Annotated in this window: 16 protein-coding genes and 1 tRNA gene; 7 read left to right on the forward strand and 10 right to left on the reverse strand. The window is 70.6% G+C overall.

Annotated elements, in window-relative coordinates:
* Positions 1 to 16 precede the first annotated feature (16 nt).
* Positions 17 to 370 carry a hypothetical protein gene (locus PQI07_RS32870; protein ID WP_236952880.1) on the forward strand — a complete coding sequence of 118 codons (354 nt, stop codon included), beginning with the start codon at positions 17 to 19 and terminating at the stop codon, positions 368 to 370.
* A 256-nt stretch (positions 371 to 626) separates the two neighbouring features.
* Here the strand turns inward: PQI07_RS32870 and PQI07_RS32875 are convergent, their stop codons facing one another.
* The 8 genes from PQI07_RS32875 to pdxY all read right to left on the reverse strand — a co-directional run bounded on the left by PQI07_RS32875 (position 627) and on the right by pdxY (position 8280).
* On the reverse strand, positions 627 to 992 hold the full coding sequence (locus PQI07_RS32875) for a c-type cytochrome (protein WP_043357149.1): 366 nt from the start codon (positions 990 to 992) through the stop codon (positions 627 to 629).
* Positions 993 to 1397: 405 nt separating this feature from the next.
* Complete coding sequence (locus tag PQI07_RS32880; RefSeq protein ID WP_274928990.1) at positions 1398 to 1559, reverse strand: hypothetical protein; 162 nt, start codon at positions 1557 to 1559, stop codon at positions 1398 to 1400.
* 418 nt (positions 1560 to 1977) lie between these two features.
* A tRNA-Ser gene (locus PQI07_RS32885) sits at positions 1978 to 2067 on the reverse strand.
* Between the two features lie 141 nt (positions 2068 to 2208).
* Positions 2209 to 4479 carry a glycogen debranching protein GlgX gene (glgX, locus tag PQI07_RS32890; protein ID WP_043347763.1) on the reverse strand — a complete coding sequence of 757 codons (2271 nt, stop codon included), beginning with the start codon at positions 4477 to 4479 and terminating at the stop codon, positions 2209 to 2211.
* 125 nt (positions 4480 to 4604) lie between these two features.
* A complete protein-coding gene (locus tag PQI07_RS32895; protein WP_274928991.1) occupies positions 4605 to 5603 on the reverse strand; it encodes an ABC transporter substrate-binding protein in 999 nt (332 codons plus the stop codon).
* Between the two features lie 177 nt (positions 5604 to 5780).
* Positions 5781 to 6506, reverse strand: coding sequence for an NUDIX hydrolase (locus PQI07_RS32900; RefSeq protein ID WP_274928992.1), 726 nt, complete (start codon positions 6504 to 6506; stop codon positions 5781 to 5783).
* Complete coding sequence (locus PQI07_RS32905; protein WP_274928993.1) at positions 6499 to 7383, reverse strand: PhzF family phenazine biosynthesis protein; 885 nt, start codon at positions 7381 to 7383, stop codon at positions 6499 to 6501. Before PQI07_RS32905 ends, PQI07_RS32900 begins: the two co-directional genes overlap by 8 nt.
* A 48-nt stretch (positions 7384 to 7431) precedes the next feature.
* Positions 7432 to 8280 carry a pyridoxal kinase PdxY gene (gene pdxY / locus PQI07_RS32910; RefSeq protein ID WP_043756227.1) on the reverse strand — a complete coding sequence of 283 codons (849 nt, stop codon included), beginning with the start codon at positions 8278 to 8280 and terminating at the stop codon, positions 7432 to 7434.
* A 136-nt stretch (positions 8281 to 8416) separates the two neighbouring features.
* Here pdxY and PQI07_RS32915 point away from each other — a divergent pair, with 136 nt between their 5' ends.
* The 4 genes from PQI07_RS32915 (at position 8417) to PQI07_RS32930 (ending at position 12370) form a co-directional block, all read left to right on the forward strand.
* A complete protein-coding gene (locus PQI07_RS32915; protein WP_043347771.1) occupies positions 8417 to 8938 on the forward strand; it encodes a DedA family protein in 522 nt (173 codons plus the stop codon).
* Positions 8938 to 9714 (forward strand): cobalamin-binding protein, encoded by a 777-nt coding sequence (locus PQI07_RS32920; protein WP_075379839.1) that lies wholly within the window; start codon positions 8938 to 8940, stop codon positions 9712 to 9714. Before PQI07_RS32915 ends, PQI07_RS32920 begins: the two co-directional genes overlap by 1 nt.
* Positions 9715 to 9831: 117 nt before the next feature.
* Positions 9832 to 10350 (forward strand): MmcB family DNA repair protein, encoded by a 519-nt coding sequence (locus tag PQI07_RS32925; RefSeq protein WP_053609197.1) that lies wholly within the window; start codon positions 9832 to 9834, stop codon positions 10348 to 10350.
* Positions 10351 to 10765: 415 nt separating this feature from the next.
* Positions 10766 to 12370 (forward strand): Na+/H+ antiporter, encoded by a 1605-nt coding sequence (locus PQI07_RS32930; RefSeq protein ID WP_043389493.1) that lies wholly within the window; start codon positions 10766 to 10768, stop codon positions 12368 to 12370.
* A gap of 90 nt (positions 12371 to 12460) precedes the next feature.
* Here PQI07_RS32930 and PQI07_RS32935 read toward each other — a convergent pair whose 3' ends face one another.
* Both PQI07_RS32935 and PQI07_RS32940 read right to left on the reverse strand, forming a co-directional pair.
* Positions 12461 to 12739: a hypothetical protein gene (locus PQI07_RS32935; protein WP_051044690.1), complete on the reverse strand. Its 279-nt coding sequence runs from the start codon at positions 12737 to 12739 to the stop codon at positions 12461 to 12463.
* Positions 12740 to 12887: 148 nt separating this feature from the next.
* Positions 12888 to 13337: a GNAT family N-acetyltransferase gene (locus PQI07_RS32940; RefSeq protein ID WP_043389491.1), complete on the reverse strand. Its 450-nt coding sequence runs from the start codon at positions 13335 to 13337 to the stop codon at positions 12888 to 12890.
* 190 nt (positions 13338 to 13527) lie between these two features.
* Here PQI07_RS32940 and PQI07_RS32945 point away from each other — a divergent pair, with 190 nt between their 5' ends.
* Both PQI07_RS32945 and PQI07_RS32950 read left to right on the forward strand, forming a co-directional pair.
* Positions 13528 to 14439, forward strand: a complete 912-nt coding sequence (locus PQI07_RS32945) for a glycine--tRNA ligase subunit alpha (RefSeq protein WP_043347781.1) — start codon at positions 13528 to 13530, stop codon at positions 14437 to 14439.
* 68 nt (positions 14440 to 14507) lie between these two features.
* Positions 14508 to 14951 carry a DUF3828 domain-containing protein gene (locus PQI07_RS32950; protein WP_043347783.1) on the forward strand — a complete coding sequence of 148 codons (444 nt, stop codon included), beginning with the start codon at positions 14508 to 14510 and terminating at the stop codon, positions 14949 to 14951.
* Positions 14952 to 14979: the final 28 nt, after the last annotated feature.

A 14979-nucleotide genomic window follows, 5' to 3' on the forward strand; every position in this document is an offset into this window, starting at 1 on the left:
CCTGAGGTCGATCATCATGCGCACGATCATGCTCGCCGCCGCCCTGCTGGCCCTGCCCGTCCCGGCCTCGGCGCTGTGCCGCTGCACGTGCGTCCGGGGCGAGATGAAGGCGATCTGCCAGGAGACGGACCTCACGATTCCGATCTGCCAGGGGCTCTGCGAGACCACGATCCGACCGGACCGGGTCATCATTCCGCTCGCCGGCGCCCGGCAGGCCTTCGAGCCGGCCCAGTCGACGAACCCCGCGCCCGGCGGCCTCGTGTCGCCCGATCTCAGCCTGGACACCAATCCGAACGGCACCCAGCTGGGAACGCCGAGCCAGCTCTCCGGAAGCGTCGGGTCGAGCTTGTCCTCCGGCAGCGGACGCTGAGCCACGAAAAAGCCCCACGCGGCGGGTGCCGGCGGGGCTGAAGGTTGAGGACGCCCGGTGCGTTACGTCGGGCGACTGGTTTTAGAATACCATCATTGCTCGCGATGTGAAGCTCTCGCGATGACAAATCCGGCAAATTATTTCTTCAATACTGTAGAGTGACGAATAAACCCCCGTCCGGCTCGGCCGGACGGGGTGAAATCAGTGAATCCAGAGCGCCGATCGCTCGTGTCGCCGCTCCGAAGGCGGATCGGCCTTACGACTGGGTCTTCAGATAGGCGATGACGTCGTTGATCTTCTTGTCGTCCGTGATGCCCTGGAAGATCATCTTGTTGCCCGGGACCTTCGCCTTCGGGTTCTTCAGCCACTCGTGCAGGTTGGCCTCGTCCCAGGTGATGCCGGAATTCTTCAGGGCGGCGGAGTAGTTGTAGCCCTCGTAGGTGCCCGCCTTGCGGCCGACGACACCCTTCAGGTCAGGACCCACGCCGTTCTTCTGGAAATTGTGGCACGCCTTGCAGGGAGCGAACGCCTTCTCGCCGGCGGCCGCATCCCCGGCCTCCTGGGCCTGCGCCGCGAGGGGCATGACGACGGCGAGGACGGCGCCGAGTGCAAGCATACGCATGTATAGACCCCGAATTGATCAGATAAGCTTCGCGTTTCTGACAGAAAAATTCTTCGATGCAAGGGAAAAAATCTGCGCAGGCGTGCAGATTATATTGAACGATGCATCAAACAATTTCGGATGTCATGCCCGGTTCCGCGGTTTGCTCTCGGCGCGTCTCGGCAGGCCTCGGATCGGTGGCCCGCTCGCGCGCATCCGCGGGGCGCGTCCCCGGGCGGCGGGACGGGCGAACGGCGGATCTGAGAATGCTTCCAAACTTGGCATGTCGGAGTGTTGACGTCCGATGCGGGGCGATAATCCGGCCCGCGCCGGAAAATGATGCGTCCTTCCCGGCTGGACGCCGCGCGCACGACAAGGCCCGCCGCGGCGAGCCGGGCGGGTCCGCGCAGACGGGCCGTGTCGATGCTAGGCGGCCAGCGGCAGCCTGATCACCGGCGGGTCGCTATCCGCAGCCTTGGCGGTTCGGGCCATCGCCGCGCCGGCATCCCAGACCGTGAGCGCCTTGATCCGATCGGCGAGAACCGTCGTCTCCAGGGTGTGGGGCGTCGCCGTCAACGGGCGGGGCATCGTCGATCGGGGGCTGGGCATGAGGGCTCCGGCGGCTGCTGCAGCGGGCAATGCGCCTGAATGGTTACCGCGATGTCTCTGCCGGGCATGCGCGCGAGGACGTGATGCGCAACCCTGCGCGCTGGACGGCCTCTGCTGCGGTTGGAGGCGCGCCGATGCGGCTGCTGGCCAAGCCCGATGGTTCGACGCGTCTCCAGACCCGCGAGCCCCGCGCGGTCCACCGACCGGCCAAGTCGTTTCGGGATGTCGGCCGGGTGATCGGAGTGCGGGGTGCAAGCCTGCCGGACGGATCGGTGCTGCCACGCATCTCCGGGGCGCCACGTCGGGGCCGAACTCGACGGTCCGCGACCGCGCGACAGCCGCCGTGTCGGCGCTCAGCCGCAGAAGGCTCGAAGAGACCGCGTTTCGGCGCTTGTGGTGGCGGAGGGAGCGGGATTCGAACCCGCGATACCGTTTCCGGTATACACACTTTCCAGGCGTGCGCCTTCAACCACTCGGCCACCCCTCCGTCCGCGAACCGGGCGCCCGGGCGCGCACGCGGCGCGCCGGACGCGGCCAGGGCCGCGCGGTGCCGTGCTGTTAGCCGGGTGCGCCGTCCGGCGCAAGGCGCAGTCGGCCGGGCGATGCGAAAACCGCCCGGCCGCGTCCCTCACCCCTCGGCCTCGTCGAGGTGGAAGCGGACATGCTCCACGTTCGCCCGCTCGAAGGCCTGCATGACGTGCTGGTAGGAGCGCTCCATGGCGTTGTCCTCCGTCCCGGGGCTGTCCTCGGGCTTCAGCACGAACATCAGGAGCGAGCGCCCGGTCACGTCGTAGCCGGAGCCGAACTTGAAGCTCTCCACGTCCTGGCTGTCGGGCAGGTTCGTATCGAGGAGCCGCGTCCAGGCCACGCCTCCCACGGATTCGGGCAGCGTGAACGTCACGAGGTCGTGGTAGGCGTTGAACATGATCAGCAGCGTGGCGTCCCCGCCGCGGCGGTGCAGGCCGGTGGCCTGGGCGCGCCCGTCGAGCTGGACCGCGAAGGCGCGGGCCTCGCCGTCCGACCAGTTCTCGCCCGCCATCTCGCTTCCGTCCGGCCGCAGCCACGTCACGTCCTTGACGCCGAACTCCTCGTCGTACTGACCGGTGAGGAACCGCCCGCGGCTCAGGATGGGCAGGGCGTTGCGCAGGATGATCAGGCGCTGGGTGAACTCCGCGAGATCCCGCTCCTCGTCGCCGATCGCATCCCAGTCCAGCCAGGAGACTTCGTTGTCCTGGCAGTAGGCGTTGTTGTTGCCGTTCTGGGTCCGGGCGAACTCGTCGCCGGCGAGCAGCATCGGCGTGCCGCGGGACAGGAACAACGTCGCCAGCATGTTGCGCATCTGGCGCAGGCGCACCGCCCGGATCTCCGGGTCGTCGGTGGGGCCCTCCACCCCGTAATTGTACGAGAGGTTGTGCGAGTGGCCGTCGCGGTTGCCCTCGCCGTTCGCGTCGTTGTGCTTGTCGTTGTACGAGACCGTGTCGTGCAGGGTGAAGCCGTCATGGGCGGTGAGGAAGTTCACCGAGGCCCAGGGCTTGCGCCCGCGCTTGTTGAACTTGTCGGCCGAGCCCGCGATCCGCGCCGCCAGATCCGGCAGCAGCCCGCCATCGCCCTTCCAGTAGGCGCGGACGTCGTCGCGGAACCGGTCGTTCCACTCGGCCCAGCCGGGCGGGAAGCCGCCGACCTGGTAGCCCCCCGGGCCGCAATCCCACGGCTCAGCGATGAGCTTGACGTTGTTGAGCACCGGATCCTGGCGGCAGGTGTCGAGGAAGCCGCCGCCCTCGTCGAACCCGTAGGGCTCGCGGCCCAGGATCGTGGCGAGATCGAAGCGGAACCCGTCCACCTGCATCTCCTGCGCCCAGTAGCGCAGGGAATCGGTGACGAGCTGCAGCACCCGCGGATGCGACAGGTTGAAGGTGTTCCCGGTGCCGGTGTCGTTGATGTAGTAGCGCGGCTCGTTGGGCAGGAGCCGGTAATAGGAGGCGTTGTCGACCCCCTTGAACGACAGGGTCGGGCCCTTCTCGTTGCCCTCGGCGGTGTGGTTGTAGACCACGTCGAGGATCACCTCGAGGCCGGCGCCGTGGAAGCGCGAGACCATCTCCTTGAACTCGGAGAAGGCGAAGTCCGGCACCGCCGCGTAGCGCCGGGCGGGGGTGAAGAACGAGATCGTGTTGTAGCCCCAGTAATTCACCAGCCCCTTCTCCTGCAGGTAGTCGTCCTGCACGAAGGAATGGACCGGCAGCAGCTCCACCGAGGTGACGCCGAGGCTCTTGATGTAGTCGAGCACGTCCCGGGTCCCGAGGCCGGCATAGGTGCCGCGCAGCTTCTCCGGCACCCGCGGGTCGAGCTTGGTCATGCCCTTGACGTGGGCCTCGTACACGATGGTCTTGTCCCAGGGCACCAGCGGCTTCTGGTGCCGGCCCCAGGTGAAGGCCGGGTCGATCACCCGGGAGCGGCGGGTGTAGGGGGCGCTGTCCCGCTCGTCGAAGGTCAGGTCGTCGCCGGTCTCCATCTTGTAGCCGAACAGGGCCGGGTTCCAGGTGATCGAGCCGACGAGCCCCTTGGCGTAGGGGTCGATGAGCAGCTTGTTGGGGTTGAACCGGTGGCCGGCCTTCGGCTCGTAGGGGCCGTGGACCCGGTAGCCGTAGATCGTGCCGGGGCGGGCGTCGGGCAGGTAGCCGTGCCAGATCTCGTCCGTGTACTCGGGCAGCTCGATCCGCTCGATCTCCTGCTCGCCGGCATCGTCGAACAGGCAGAGTTCGACCTTGGTGGCGTGGGCGGAAAACAGGGCGAAGTTGACGCCGAGCCCGTCCCAGGTGGCGCCCAGGGGGTAGGGTTGGCCTTCCTGGATGCGCGTGCGGGCCGCGCGGGACTGCGATGCGGGACGACGAGTAGAGGACATGGACACTCCGGAACGCGACCCGCCCGGCCACGTGCCGCCGCGGGGAGCGTCGGGTGAACGTGCCGGAAACAGCGAAGCTCCCGCGGTGCCGCAAAAATCGCGGGCGCGTCACGACCGCGCCGCGCTCAGTTCGAGGCCGCGGCGGTGAAGCTCCGGTCCATGGCCCGCCCGACGTCCAGCGTCCTCGACAGGATCCCGTACCGCGTCGCCCGGTCCGAGGCCTCCTGGACCTCCGTCACGACACCGTCGTCGAGCGCGATCGGCCGCGTCCGCTGCGCCGTGTAGGCCGCGCGCAGGACGTCCTCCGGCAGCCTGGTCAGCGCGGCCGTGTTCCGGGCGTAGGCGTCGAGATGGTCCAGCGACCAGAGCCGCGCCCTGTCCAGGCGGCTCAGGAAGTCCTGCAGGGCGGCCCGCTTGGTGGCGATGGCGCTGTCCGAGGCGACGATGAAGGTGATGGTCGGCGTGAGGCCCGCGCCATCCGCGATCGGCCGGGCCTTGTCCCTGAGCGTCGCGAACGAGACGTAGGGCTCCCAGACCGCCCAGGCATCCACCGAGCCGGCCATCAGCGCGACCTTGGCGTCGACCGGGTTGAGCGGCGCGAAGGTGGCCTCGGATGGCGCGATCCCGGCCTTCTCCAGCGTCGCGCTGATCAGGAACTGGCCCCAGCCGCCGCGGGTGCCGGCGAGTCGCTTCCCCTTGAGGTCGGCGGCCGAGCGGATCGGCGAATCCGCGCGGACCAGGATCGCCTGCGTCCGCGGATCCGACTTGGTGCCGCCGATCGCCTTGATCGGTGCCCCGGCCGCGACGACCGTGAGGAAGGAGAGGTCGCCGGTGTAGCCGACATCGAGCGCGCCGGCGTTGAGCGCCTCCAGGATCGGCGCGGCGGCGGGGAATTCCGACCATTCGATCCGGTAGGGCAGATCCTTCGCGGAGCCGGCGCTCTCGAGGAGTGACCGGTTCCCGCCCTTCTGGTCGCCGACCCGCAGGACGACCTCCTCCGCGCGGGCGGCCACCGCGGTGAGCGTCGTCGTGGCCAGCGTCGTTGTGGCCAGCGTCAGTGCGGCGGCGAGCAGCGCGCCGGCGAACCGGCGGACGCCGGGACGCGCGTGAGATCCGATGAGCATGGGGCCTGCCGCGATCCGCTGCCCGCGTTGTGCGGGGCTGTTCTGTGGAAGGCCGAGCTTATGCTTGCCGCCAGGGCGGTCAATGAAACGAAAATCTGTATTGCCCGCGATTGATGCCAGAGATGACATCCGGCCGCCCCCGCGGGGAGACGAACGTCTTTCACCGCGCCGCGCCGGTCAGCGGGCGGGCGGGAACGCGTACGCCAGGTAGGCCCGCACGAAGCCCGGCATCCGCGCGGCATCGATGTCGTCGCGGCCCCGCACGACGTGCATCCCGGCGAGTTCCGGCTCGGCCTCGGCGCCGAGATGGTCGGCGATCCGCGCCACGAGCCGCGCGGCCGTCTCCGGGAAGCGCACCGGCCGCAGGAACGCGAGCTGGCCCTCCCCCTCCAGCAGCACCCAATCCGTTTCGGCCTCGTCCGGCAGCGCCAGGCCGGTCTCCTCGGCGAGTTCCCGGGCGGCGCTGCCGGCGAGATCGACCCGCGCGCCCTGTATGTCGTCCGGATCCGGAGTGCCGCAGGGGAAATAGAGCTGGCCGGCATTGGCCGTGCGGGCCCCCATCTCGCCGAGCAGGACGGCGCCGTCCGAGGTCCAGGGCACGATCGCCGCGAAGGCGTTGGCGATGCGGGCGTCTGCGATGCGGGCGTCGGCGTGCCGGGTGTCCCGGTAGTAGGTGAAGGTGGCGTAGCGCGTCGCGAACAGGTCGAGGCGGGCGGCCCGGTCCGCGACGGCGTGGTCGCAGCACAGCAGGACGGTGCCGTCGAACATGCCGGGCGCGCGGGCGATCCGGGTCTGCCAATGCGCCGCGATGGCGGCGGCATTCTCCCGGGGGAAGGCCCAGTCGTAGGTCACGAACCGCGCCGTCACGGCGGCAAGCTGCGTGATCCGGAAGCCGTCAGACATGCAGGGTGCCGTCGGCCACGATCACGGCGGCCCCGCCGATCTCGACGCTCCGCAGGGCCCCCGCCTCGATGGTGAGCTGGAGCGCGATGTCGCTCGGCCGCCCCATCGCCTCACCCTGGCGGATCACCACGTCGTGCGTGCCGTCGCCCAGGGCCTCGAACTGCATCAGCACCCCCGCGAAGGCGGAGGCCGCCGAGCCGGTGGCGGGATCCTCCGTGACGCCGAAATTCGGCGCGAACATGCGGACCCGCCAGCTCTGGCCGGTGCCCTCGGGGTCGGGTGTGTAGAGGTAGAGCCCGTCGTTCGGGTCGGGCGCCTGGGCCGGCCGGGCGGCGTCGAGGGCCGTCACCGAGCCCACGGGCACGCAGGTGAAGCTCGGCCCGACGCCGTGGCGGCTCGGCGCGTGCCGGCCGGTGCCGATGTCGGCGGGCTTGAGGCCGAGGAGCGGGGCCAGCAAGGCGGGCTCGGGGCCGGGACCGAGGTATTCCGGCAGGATCGGCAGCCGGAACCGCGCCCGTCCGCCGCTGCCGTCCGCCAGCGTTTCGACCACGCAGGGGACGATTCCGATCCGCTCCTCCAGGCCGAAGGCCCGGGCATCGCCCCGGGACGGATCCTGCAGCGCCAGCAGCACGGCGGTGCCCACCGTCGGGTGGCCGGCGAAGGGCAGCTCCCGGCCGGGGGTGAAGATGCGCAAGGACGCCCGGTGCCGGGCCTCCGTGGGCGGCAGGACGAACACCGTCTCCGACAGGTTGAATTCCTGCGCGATGGCCTGCATGGCGGCGGTGTCGAGCCCCTCCGCGTCGAGCACCACGGCCAGCGGATTGCCGGCGAGCCTCTGCTCGGTGAACACGTCGAGGGTGACGAAGCGGCGCGCCATCGTGTCCATCCTTCTTGCTCTCGCCGGGCCCGGCCGAAGGGCGTGCCCTCACACCGCCTCGACCGGAAACCGCGCGCTCGGGTTCACGTATTCCTCCTGCGCGGCCACCGTCAGGATCTCCCGCGATCCTGCCTCGGCGGTGCGCTTGAGCAGCCCGTAGATCGAGGCCGCCGCCGCGCCGAGCGCCGCCTCGGCCGAGCCGGTCCGGGCATAGTGCACCAGGAACAGGGCCGCGATGCAGTCCCCCGCCCCGTTCACCGCGATGGCGAGCCGCGGGGTGCGGACCCGGAACACCCGTCCCTCCGCGCCCGCGAGCAGGTCGATGCTGTCGGCGGGCGTGTCGGCGCAGAGCGCCGAGGTGACCAGGACCACCCGCGGCCCCCGCGCCTGGAGCGCCGCGATCGCGGCTCCGGCCTCCGCCAGGGTGCGGCTCGGCAGGCCGGTGAGGAGGCCGAGTTCGAACTGGTTGGGGGTGAGGATGTCGGCGGCCGGGACCGCGCGCTCGCGCAGGAACGCCTCGATGCCGGGCCGCACGTAGACGCCCTCCTCGACGTCGCCGATCACCGGGTCGCAGCAGTAGAGCGCTCGGGGGTTCGCCGCCCGCACGGCGTCCACCGCCTCCAGGATCGCGGCGCCGATCTCGGCCGACCCCATGTAGCCCGACAGCACCGCGTCGCAGGTCGAGAGCACGCCGCGCTCGCCGATGCCGCGCACCACCTCGCGGATCATCGCCGCGTCGAAGACGGGGCCGCGCCACGCGCCGTAACCGGTGTGGTTGGAGAACTGCACCGTATGCACGGGCCAGACCTCGACCCCGAGCCGCTGCATCGGAAACACCGCCGAGGCGTTGCCGACATGGCCGTAGGCGACATGGGACTGGATCGACAGGACGTTCAACGCGGGACTCGCTCGTTGTCCCGCTACGGTTAGCCGGTTCCCGCGCCGCCTGCACCCCTATCCCTTGCCGCCCTCCCCCGCGCGCCTCAGATGGGACCGACCCTCCTCCCACCCGCCGAGCCCCGTTCAGAGCCCCATGGACATCGAAGCGCTGCGCACCACGACCCTCGCCTTCGTGGAGGCGCACAAGGCCTGGACGCCGTTCATCGCCGGCGGCCTCGCCTTCTGCGAATCGATCGCGGTCCTGTCGCTGTTCGTGCCGGCGACCGTGATCCTGGTCGGCATCGGCGCCCTCGTCGGCGGCGCCGACATCCCGTTCTGGCCGGTGGTGATCGCCGCGGCGGTGGGCGCCGCGCTCGGCGACTGGATCTCCTACGAGGCCGGGCGCTGGCTCGGACCGGGGGCCAAGACCAAGTGGCCGCTGCGGCGCTACCCCGAGCTCATGGCCAAGGCCGAGGCCTTCATCGGGCGCTGGGGCATCGCCGCGGTGGCGCTGGGGCGGTTCTTCGGGCCGGCCCGGGCCCTGGTGCCCCTTTTTGCCGGCATCCTCGGCCTGGCGCGGCTGCCGTTCCAGCTGGCCAACGTCGCCTCCGCCCTGGTCTGGGCCTTCGTGCTGCTGGCCCCCGGGGCCGGGCTGCTCACGTGGTTCCATCGCTGATGCGGCGCTTCCCGCCCGAGCGGATCGTCTGCCTCACCGAGGAGACCGTCGAGACCCTGTACCTGCTGGGTGCGGAGGACCGGATCGTCGGCGTCTCGGGCTACGCGGTGCGCCCGCCCCGGGTCCGGAAGGAGAAGCCGCGCGTCTCGGCCTTCACCAGCGCGGACATCCCGAAGATCCTGGCGCTGGCGCCGGACCTCGTCCTGGCCTTCTCGGACCTCCAGGCCGGCATCGTCGCCGACCTCGCCCGGGCAGGCGTGGCGGTGCACCTGTTCAACCAGCGCGACGTGGCGGGCTGCCTTGCCATGGTCCGCACCCTCGGCGCTCTCGTCGGTCTTCCGGAACGGGCCGAGGCTTTGGCGGCCGGCTTCGAGGCGCGGCTGGCGGAGGCCGCCGCGGCGGTGCGGGACCGGCCGACCCTGCGCGTCTACTTCGAGGAATGGGACGCGCCGATGATCTCCGGCATCGGCTGGGTCTCGGATCTGATCGGCCTCGCGGGCGGCCGGGACGTGTTCCCGGCCTTGAGCCGGCAGCCGGCCGCGCAGGACCGGATCGTCACGCCCGAACAGGTGATCGAAGCCGCGCCCGACGTGATCCTCGCCTCGTGGTGCGGCAAGCGGGTCAATGTCGACCGCATCCGGTCCCGACCCGGCTGGGCGGCGATCCCGGCCGTGCGCGACGGGCGCATCCACGAGATCAAGTCGCCGCTGATCCTGCAGCCCGGCCCGGCCGCGCTCACCGACGGGTTCGACGCGATCCGGGCCTGCCTCGGATGACCGCCTCGGATGACTGCCTTGGATGATTGCCCCGGGGCGATGCCGCGCCGCAGGTGACGGACGGCGCCCGGATTGGCAGGATGTCCCGATTCGGCACAGGCGCATTCCCCGAGATTGATGTCCGCTTCCATCGGCGTTTCCGATTCCGCTTCTCCGCCCCCGGCGGCCGAGGCGCTCCTGCCGCCCGACCGGCGGCAATCGCCGACGGCGCTGCGCATCCAGCGCGGCGTGCGGCGGCTGTTCTCCGAGATGGGCTGCGTCACCCTGCCGGAATTCTCCCTCGTCAACGGCCGCCGCGCCGACGTGATCGCCCTGTGCGGCGCCGGGAAGCTCACCATCGTGGAGATCAAGTCGAGCGTGGCGGATTTCCGCGCCGACCGGAAATGGCCGGATTACCGCGACTTCTGCGACCGGTTCTTCTTCGCGATCCCCGAGGACGTGCCCGAGTCCCTGATCCCGGAGGAATGCGGCCTGATCGTCGCGGATGCCTACGGGGCTGGGATCCTGCGTGCGGCGCCCGAGCATCCGCTGAGCGGCGCCCGGCGCAAGGCCGTGACGCTCCGCTTCGCCCACAGCGCCGCGCGCATCCTCCACGCGCTCGCCGATCCGGGCGCGGTGCGGGAGGGGGCGCTGTAGGATACGGCCGGCGGCCGGATTCGCGCCGACGCGACGGACCGCCCGGGACGGCTGAACGACGCTGGACCCATCCGTCGCGTCGGCGGTGGCCGAGAAGCTTTCGGCGACGAGAGCGGCAGCTGTCTCGCCGAACGTGGTCGAGGCGCGGACACGGATGCGTTCGATCGCGTCATGAACCGCAGGCCGGCCTCCCACAGGCTCCCGAGGATCGCGGGAGCGAGCGATGCGCCATCTGCGAAAAGGACATCCACGCTGGATCGGGAGGCCGCGCAGGGCGGCTGATCGCGCAGACGACCGATTGGCGATGGACGGCGGAGTTCGGTCTGGTACGTCTGCACTGGTATTCCACCGACGATTGAAATCTGCGTAGAACGGCCGCGCTTCCCGCCGATCCAGCGCCGAGCCCGATTCATCGATGACCTCCGTCGCCCTGTTCGAGCTGATCCTCGGCCTCCTCGGCGCGGCCCTGCTGCTGTCGCTGGCGGCCGGGCGCCTGGGCTTCCCGCCGGCCGCGGCCCTGGTCATCGGCGGCATGGCGCTGGCGGTGGTGCCGGGCCTGCCGGCCTTCACGCTCGACCCGGACCTGATCATGGTCCTGTTCCTGCCGCCGCTCCTGCTCGAATCCGCCTACTTCACCGTCTGGCGCGACTTCCGGGCGAGCCTCGGCCCGATCCTGTCGCTCTCGCTCGGGGCGGTCCTGTTCACGACCCTGATCGTCGGGCTCGTCGCCCACGCGGTGGTGCCGGCCCTGCCCTGGGCCGCCTGTTTCGCCCTGGGCGCCATCGTCTCGCCGCCGGACGCGGTCGCCGCCAAGGCGGTGCTGGCCCGGGTCGCCCTGCCCCGCCGGATGATCACGGTCCTGGAGGGCGAGAGCCTCGTCAACGACGCCTCGGGCCTCGTGCTCTACCGTTTCGCCGTGGCGGCCGCGCTGACGGGGAGCTTCAGCGCCTGGGCGGCGGCCGGCAGCTTCGCGTGGCTCGCGGTGGCGGGCGTCGCGGTCGGGCTCGCCTGCGGTCTGGCGGTGAACGCCGGGATGCGGCGGCTGCACGACGCCAACGCCATCACGGTGCTGAGCTTCCTCGCCGCCTATGTCGCCTACCTTGCGGCCGAGGAGGTCCACGCCTCCGGCGTCCTCGCGGTTGTGGCCTGCGGCCTGATGATGGGCGGCCGGGAGCACGAGACCTTCGACGCCCATGCCCGCCGCCATTCCGTGGCGGTGTGGGCATTCGTGGTGTTCGTGCTGGAGGCCCTGGTCTTCGTGCTGATCGGCCTGGCGCTGCGCGGCGTGCTGGCCCGGACCGGCGGCGAGTACGGGTCGCTCTCGGCGGGGCTGCCCCTGGCGCTCGCCGTCACCGCCACCTGCGTCGTCGCCCGCCTGCTCTGGGTGTTTCCCGCCGTCTACCTGCGGCGGCTCCTGTCGCCGCGGTTGCGCGCGCGGGAACCCTCCCCGAACCCGGCCGTGCCGTTGATCGTCGGATGGGCCGGGATGCGCGGGGTCGTGACCCTCGCGGCGGCCCTGGCGCTGCCGGTGGACTTCCCCGGCCGCGACGCCATCCTGGTCGCGGCCTTCGTGGTGATCCTGTTCACCGTGCTGGTGCAGGGCACGACCCTGGGGCCGCTGATCCGCCGGCTCCGCCTCGATCCCGTGGCGCACCTGCCCGACGGCCATCTCGACGCGCCCATGGCCCGCGTCGTCGTCAACGAGGCGGGACTCGCCGCCCTGGAGGGATTGGTGTTCCCCGAGACCGGGGCGCTGCAGCACCCGCGCCTCGTGGAGGAGTATCGTCGCCGGGTCCGGGCCTCCTCGCGGGACCGGGACGAGCGGACGGCGCTCGAAGCCGAGAAGAACGAGCACTTCGCCGCCGCGCTGCTCGCCGTGCGGTCAGGCCGGTCGGCGCTAATCGACCTGCACCGGCAGAACCGGGTCCACAGCTCGGTGCTGCGTCAGCTGGAAACGGAGATCGATCTGGAAGAGCTCCATCTCAAACGTCTGGCTGGGACCGCGCCGGCCCATGGCTAGGACGCTCTCCGCCGAAGTGGGATCCCGTCCGGCGTCGGAGAGCGCGTCGAACCAGGGGCCTGGAGCCGCGCCCGGCCGGGGTGCGGCTCCTCAATGGGCGGCGCAGCCGTCCGCCGGCTGGCCGTAGCCGCTGTAGACGACCCGCACCTTGCGCAGGCAGGTCCCCTCGGACTTCGGCGCCACCGCCACGGGCGCGACGTCCACCGGCTCGACCCGCAGGGTCGCGGCCACCGGCTGGTCCTCGGAGGTGGCGAGCGCGCGGCTGGCGCTCATCACGACGGGCGTCGCGGCCAGCGACGAGATGGCGAGCGCGGCGAAGACGGCGATGTTCTTGCGGCCGAAGGTGTTGCGGGTGCGAGCATTGAACATGACGAGTGGTCCGTCGTATTGCGTTCGGCAGCGCTGAGGTGCCGAGATCCCCTGTTGCAGCGATAACTTGGCCGTTGGCTTGGCGGTTCCCGGTATTGCCCAAAAACCGCCACGCTTGCGTGTCCCGCCGCACCTGGGGCGCGGGCCCTCAAAGGATCTTGCGGTACTGCACGAAGCCGGATTTCTCGGCGATCCGGTCGTAGAGCTGCATCGCGTCGGTGTTGGTCTCGTGCGTCAGCCAGTGGACGCGGGAGCAGCCGGCGGCTTTCGCGGCCTCGCAGACGTGCTCGATCAGCCGCCGCCCGATCCCAAGATTCCGGGCGCCGTCCGCCACGAACAGGTCCTGGAGGTAGCAGTAATCCCCGACCGTCCAGGCCGAGCGGTGGCGGATGTGGTGGACGAGGCCGATCGCCTCCGTGCCGCGCCACGCCAGGGCTCCGTCGACCGGCTCGGCCGGGTCGTTGAGGCGCCGCCAGGTCGTCTCCGTGACGGCGTCCGACAGGTCGACCTTGTAGAACGCCTGGTAGCCCCGCCAGAGCGGCAGCCAAGCATCCCGGTCGCCGGCGCCGATCCGGCGGATCGCGAGGCTGCTGTCCATGATTCTCTCCGCTGGTCCGGACGGATCGGACCTCATCCGGCCCGGACAGGCAACCCGGGCCGCCGGCGCCGAAGACCCGTCACCCGATCGCCTTCACCCGACACCCTGCGCCTTGCACCCCTGCCCGCCCGCACCTAAACCGGCCCGCCAGCGGCCCGAGCCGCCGCGCGAGCCCGAGCCTCCGACACCCATGTCCCAAAAGAAATCCTTCCAGGGTCTGATCCTGACGCTTCAGGAATTCTGGGCGGCGCAGGGCTGCGTGATCCTCCAGCCCTACGACATGGAGGTCGGCGCCGGCACCTTCCATCCGGCCACGACCCTGCGGGCGCTCGGCCCGAAACCCTGGAAGGCGGCCTATGTCCAGCCGTCGCGCCGGCCCAAGGACGGCCGCTACGGCGAGAACCCCAACCGGCTCCAGCACTATTACCAGTTCCAGGTGATCCTGAAGCCGAACCCGCCGAACCTGCAGGAGCTCTACCTCGCCTCGCTCGCGGCCATCGGCGTCGACCTCAAGCTCCACGACATCCGCTTCGTCGAGGACGATTGGGAGAGCCCGACGCTCGGCGCCTGGGGCCTGGGCTGGGAATGCTGGTGCGACGGGATGGAGGTCAGCCAGTTCACCTATTTCCAGCAGGTCGCGGGCTTCGAGTGCGCGCCGGTGGCGGGCGAGCTGACCTACGGGCTGGAGCGGCTCGCCATGTACGTCCAGGGCGTCGAGAACGTCTACGACCTCGACTTCAACGGCGCCGAGGGTGCGGACCGGATCACCTACGGGGACGTGTTCCTGCAGGCCGAACAGGAATATTCCCGCCACAATTTCGAGTCCGCCGACACGACGATGCTGTTCCGCCAGTTCACCGACGCGGAGGCGGCCTGCCGGTCCTACCTCGCGGCGGGCGCGCCCGCCGCGGAGGGCGAGCGCCACCGGATGGCGCAGCCGGCCTACGACCAGTGCATCAAGGCCAGCCACGTCTTCAACCTCCTCGACGCGCGCGGCGTGATCTCGGTGACGGAGCGCCAGAGCTACATCCTGCGGGTGCGGGAACTCGCCAAGGCCTGCGGGGCCGCGTGGCTGAAGACCGCGGCCGGCGGAGCCCCTTGAGCCTTCGCGCGTTGCAACCCCCGCCAACCGGCGCGCTCCGGCGCGTCCGCAGACGCGGGAACCTCGTGATGAAGAAGACGATCCTCGCCCTCAGCCTCCTCGGATTCGGCCTCGCCCCCGCGCTGGCGGCCGATCCCGGGCCTGAGGCCACAGTCAAGAAGCTCTACGCCGAGCCGCACCCGAATCACTCCTCCGTGTATTCGAAGCGCCTGCAGGGCCTGTTCGACGCCGACGCGAAGCAGGCCAACGGTGCCACCGGCAACCTCGACTTCGACTATCGCCTGAACGGCGAGCCCCTGAAGCCCGACACGGTGAAGAACCTGACCTTCAAGGAGGCCACCGAGGGCAAGGACCAAGCGAAGGTCACGGTGGAGCGCAAGGGCGGCGACGGATCGAAGGCGATCGTCTACGACCTCGTGCGCGAGGATGGCGGCTGGAAGGTCTCCGACGCCCACGCGATCGGCGACCGCAAGTGGCAGCTCACGACCATCCTCAAGGGCGAGGCGCGCTGAGCCTGGGCCGTCGACCCTCGACAGGGGT

The sequence above is a fragment of the Methylobacterium sp. 092160098-2 genome, from assembly GCF_028920805.1.
GTDB classification, from domain to species: Bacteria; Pseudomonadota; Alphaproteobacteria; order Rhizobiales; family Beijerinckiaceae; genus Methylobacterium; species Methylobacterium fujisawaense.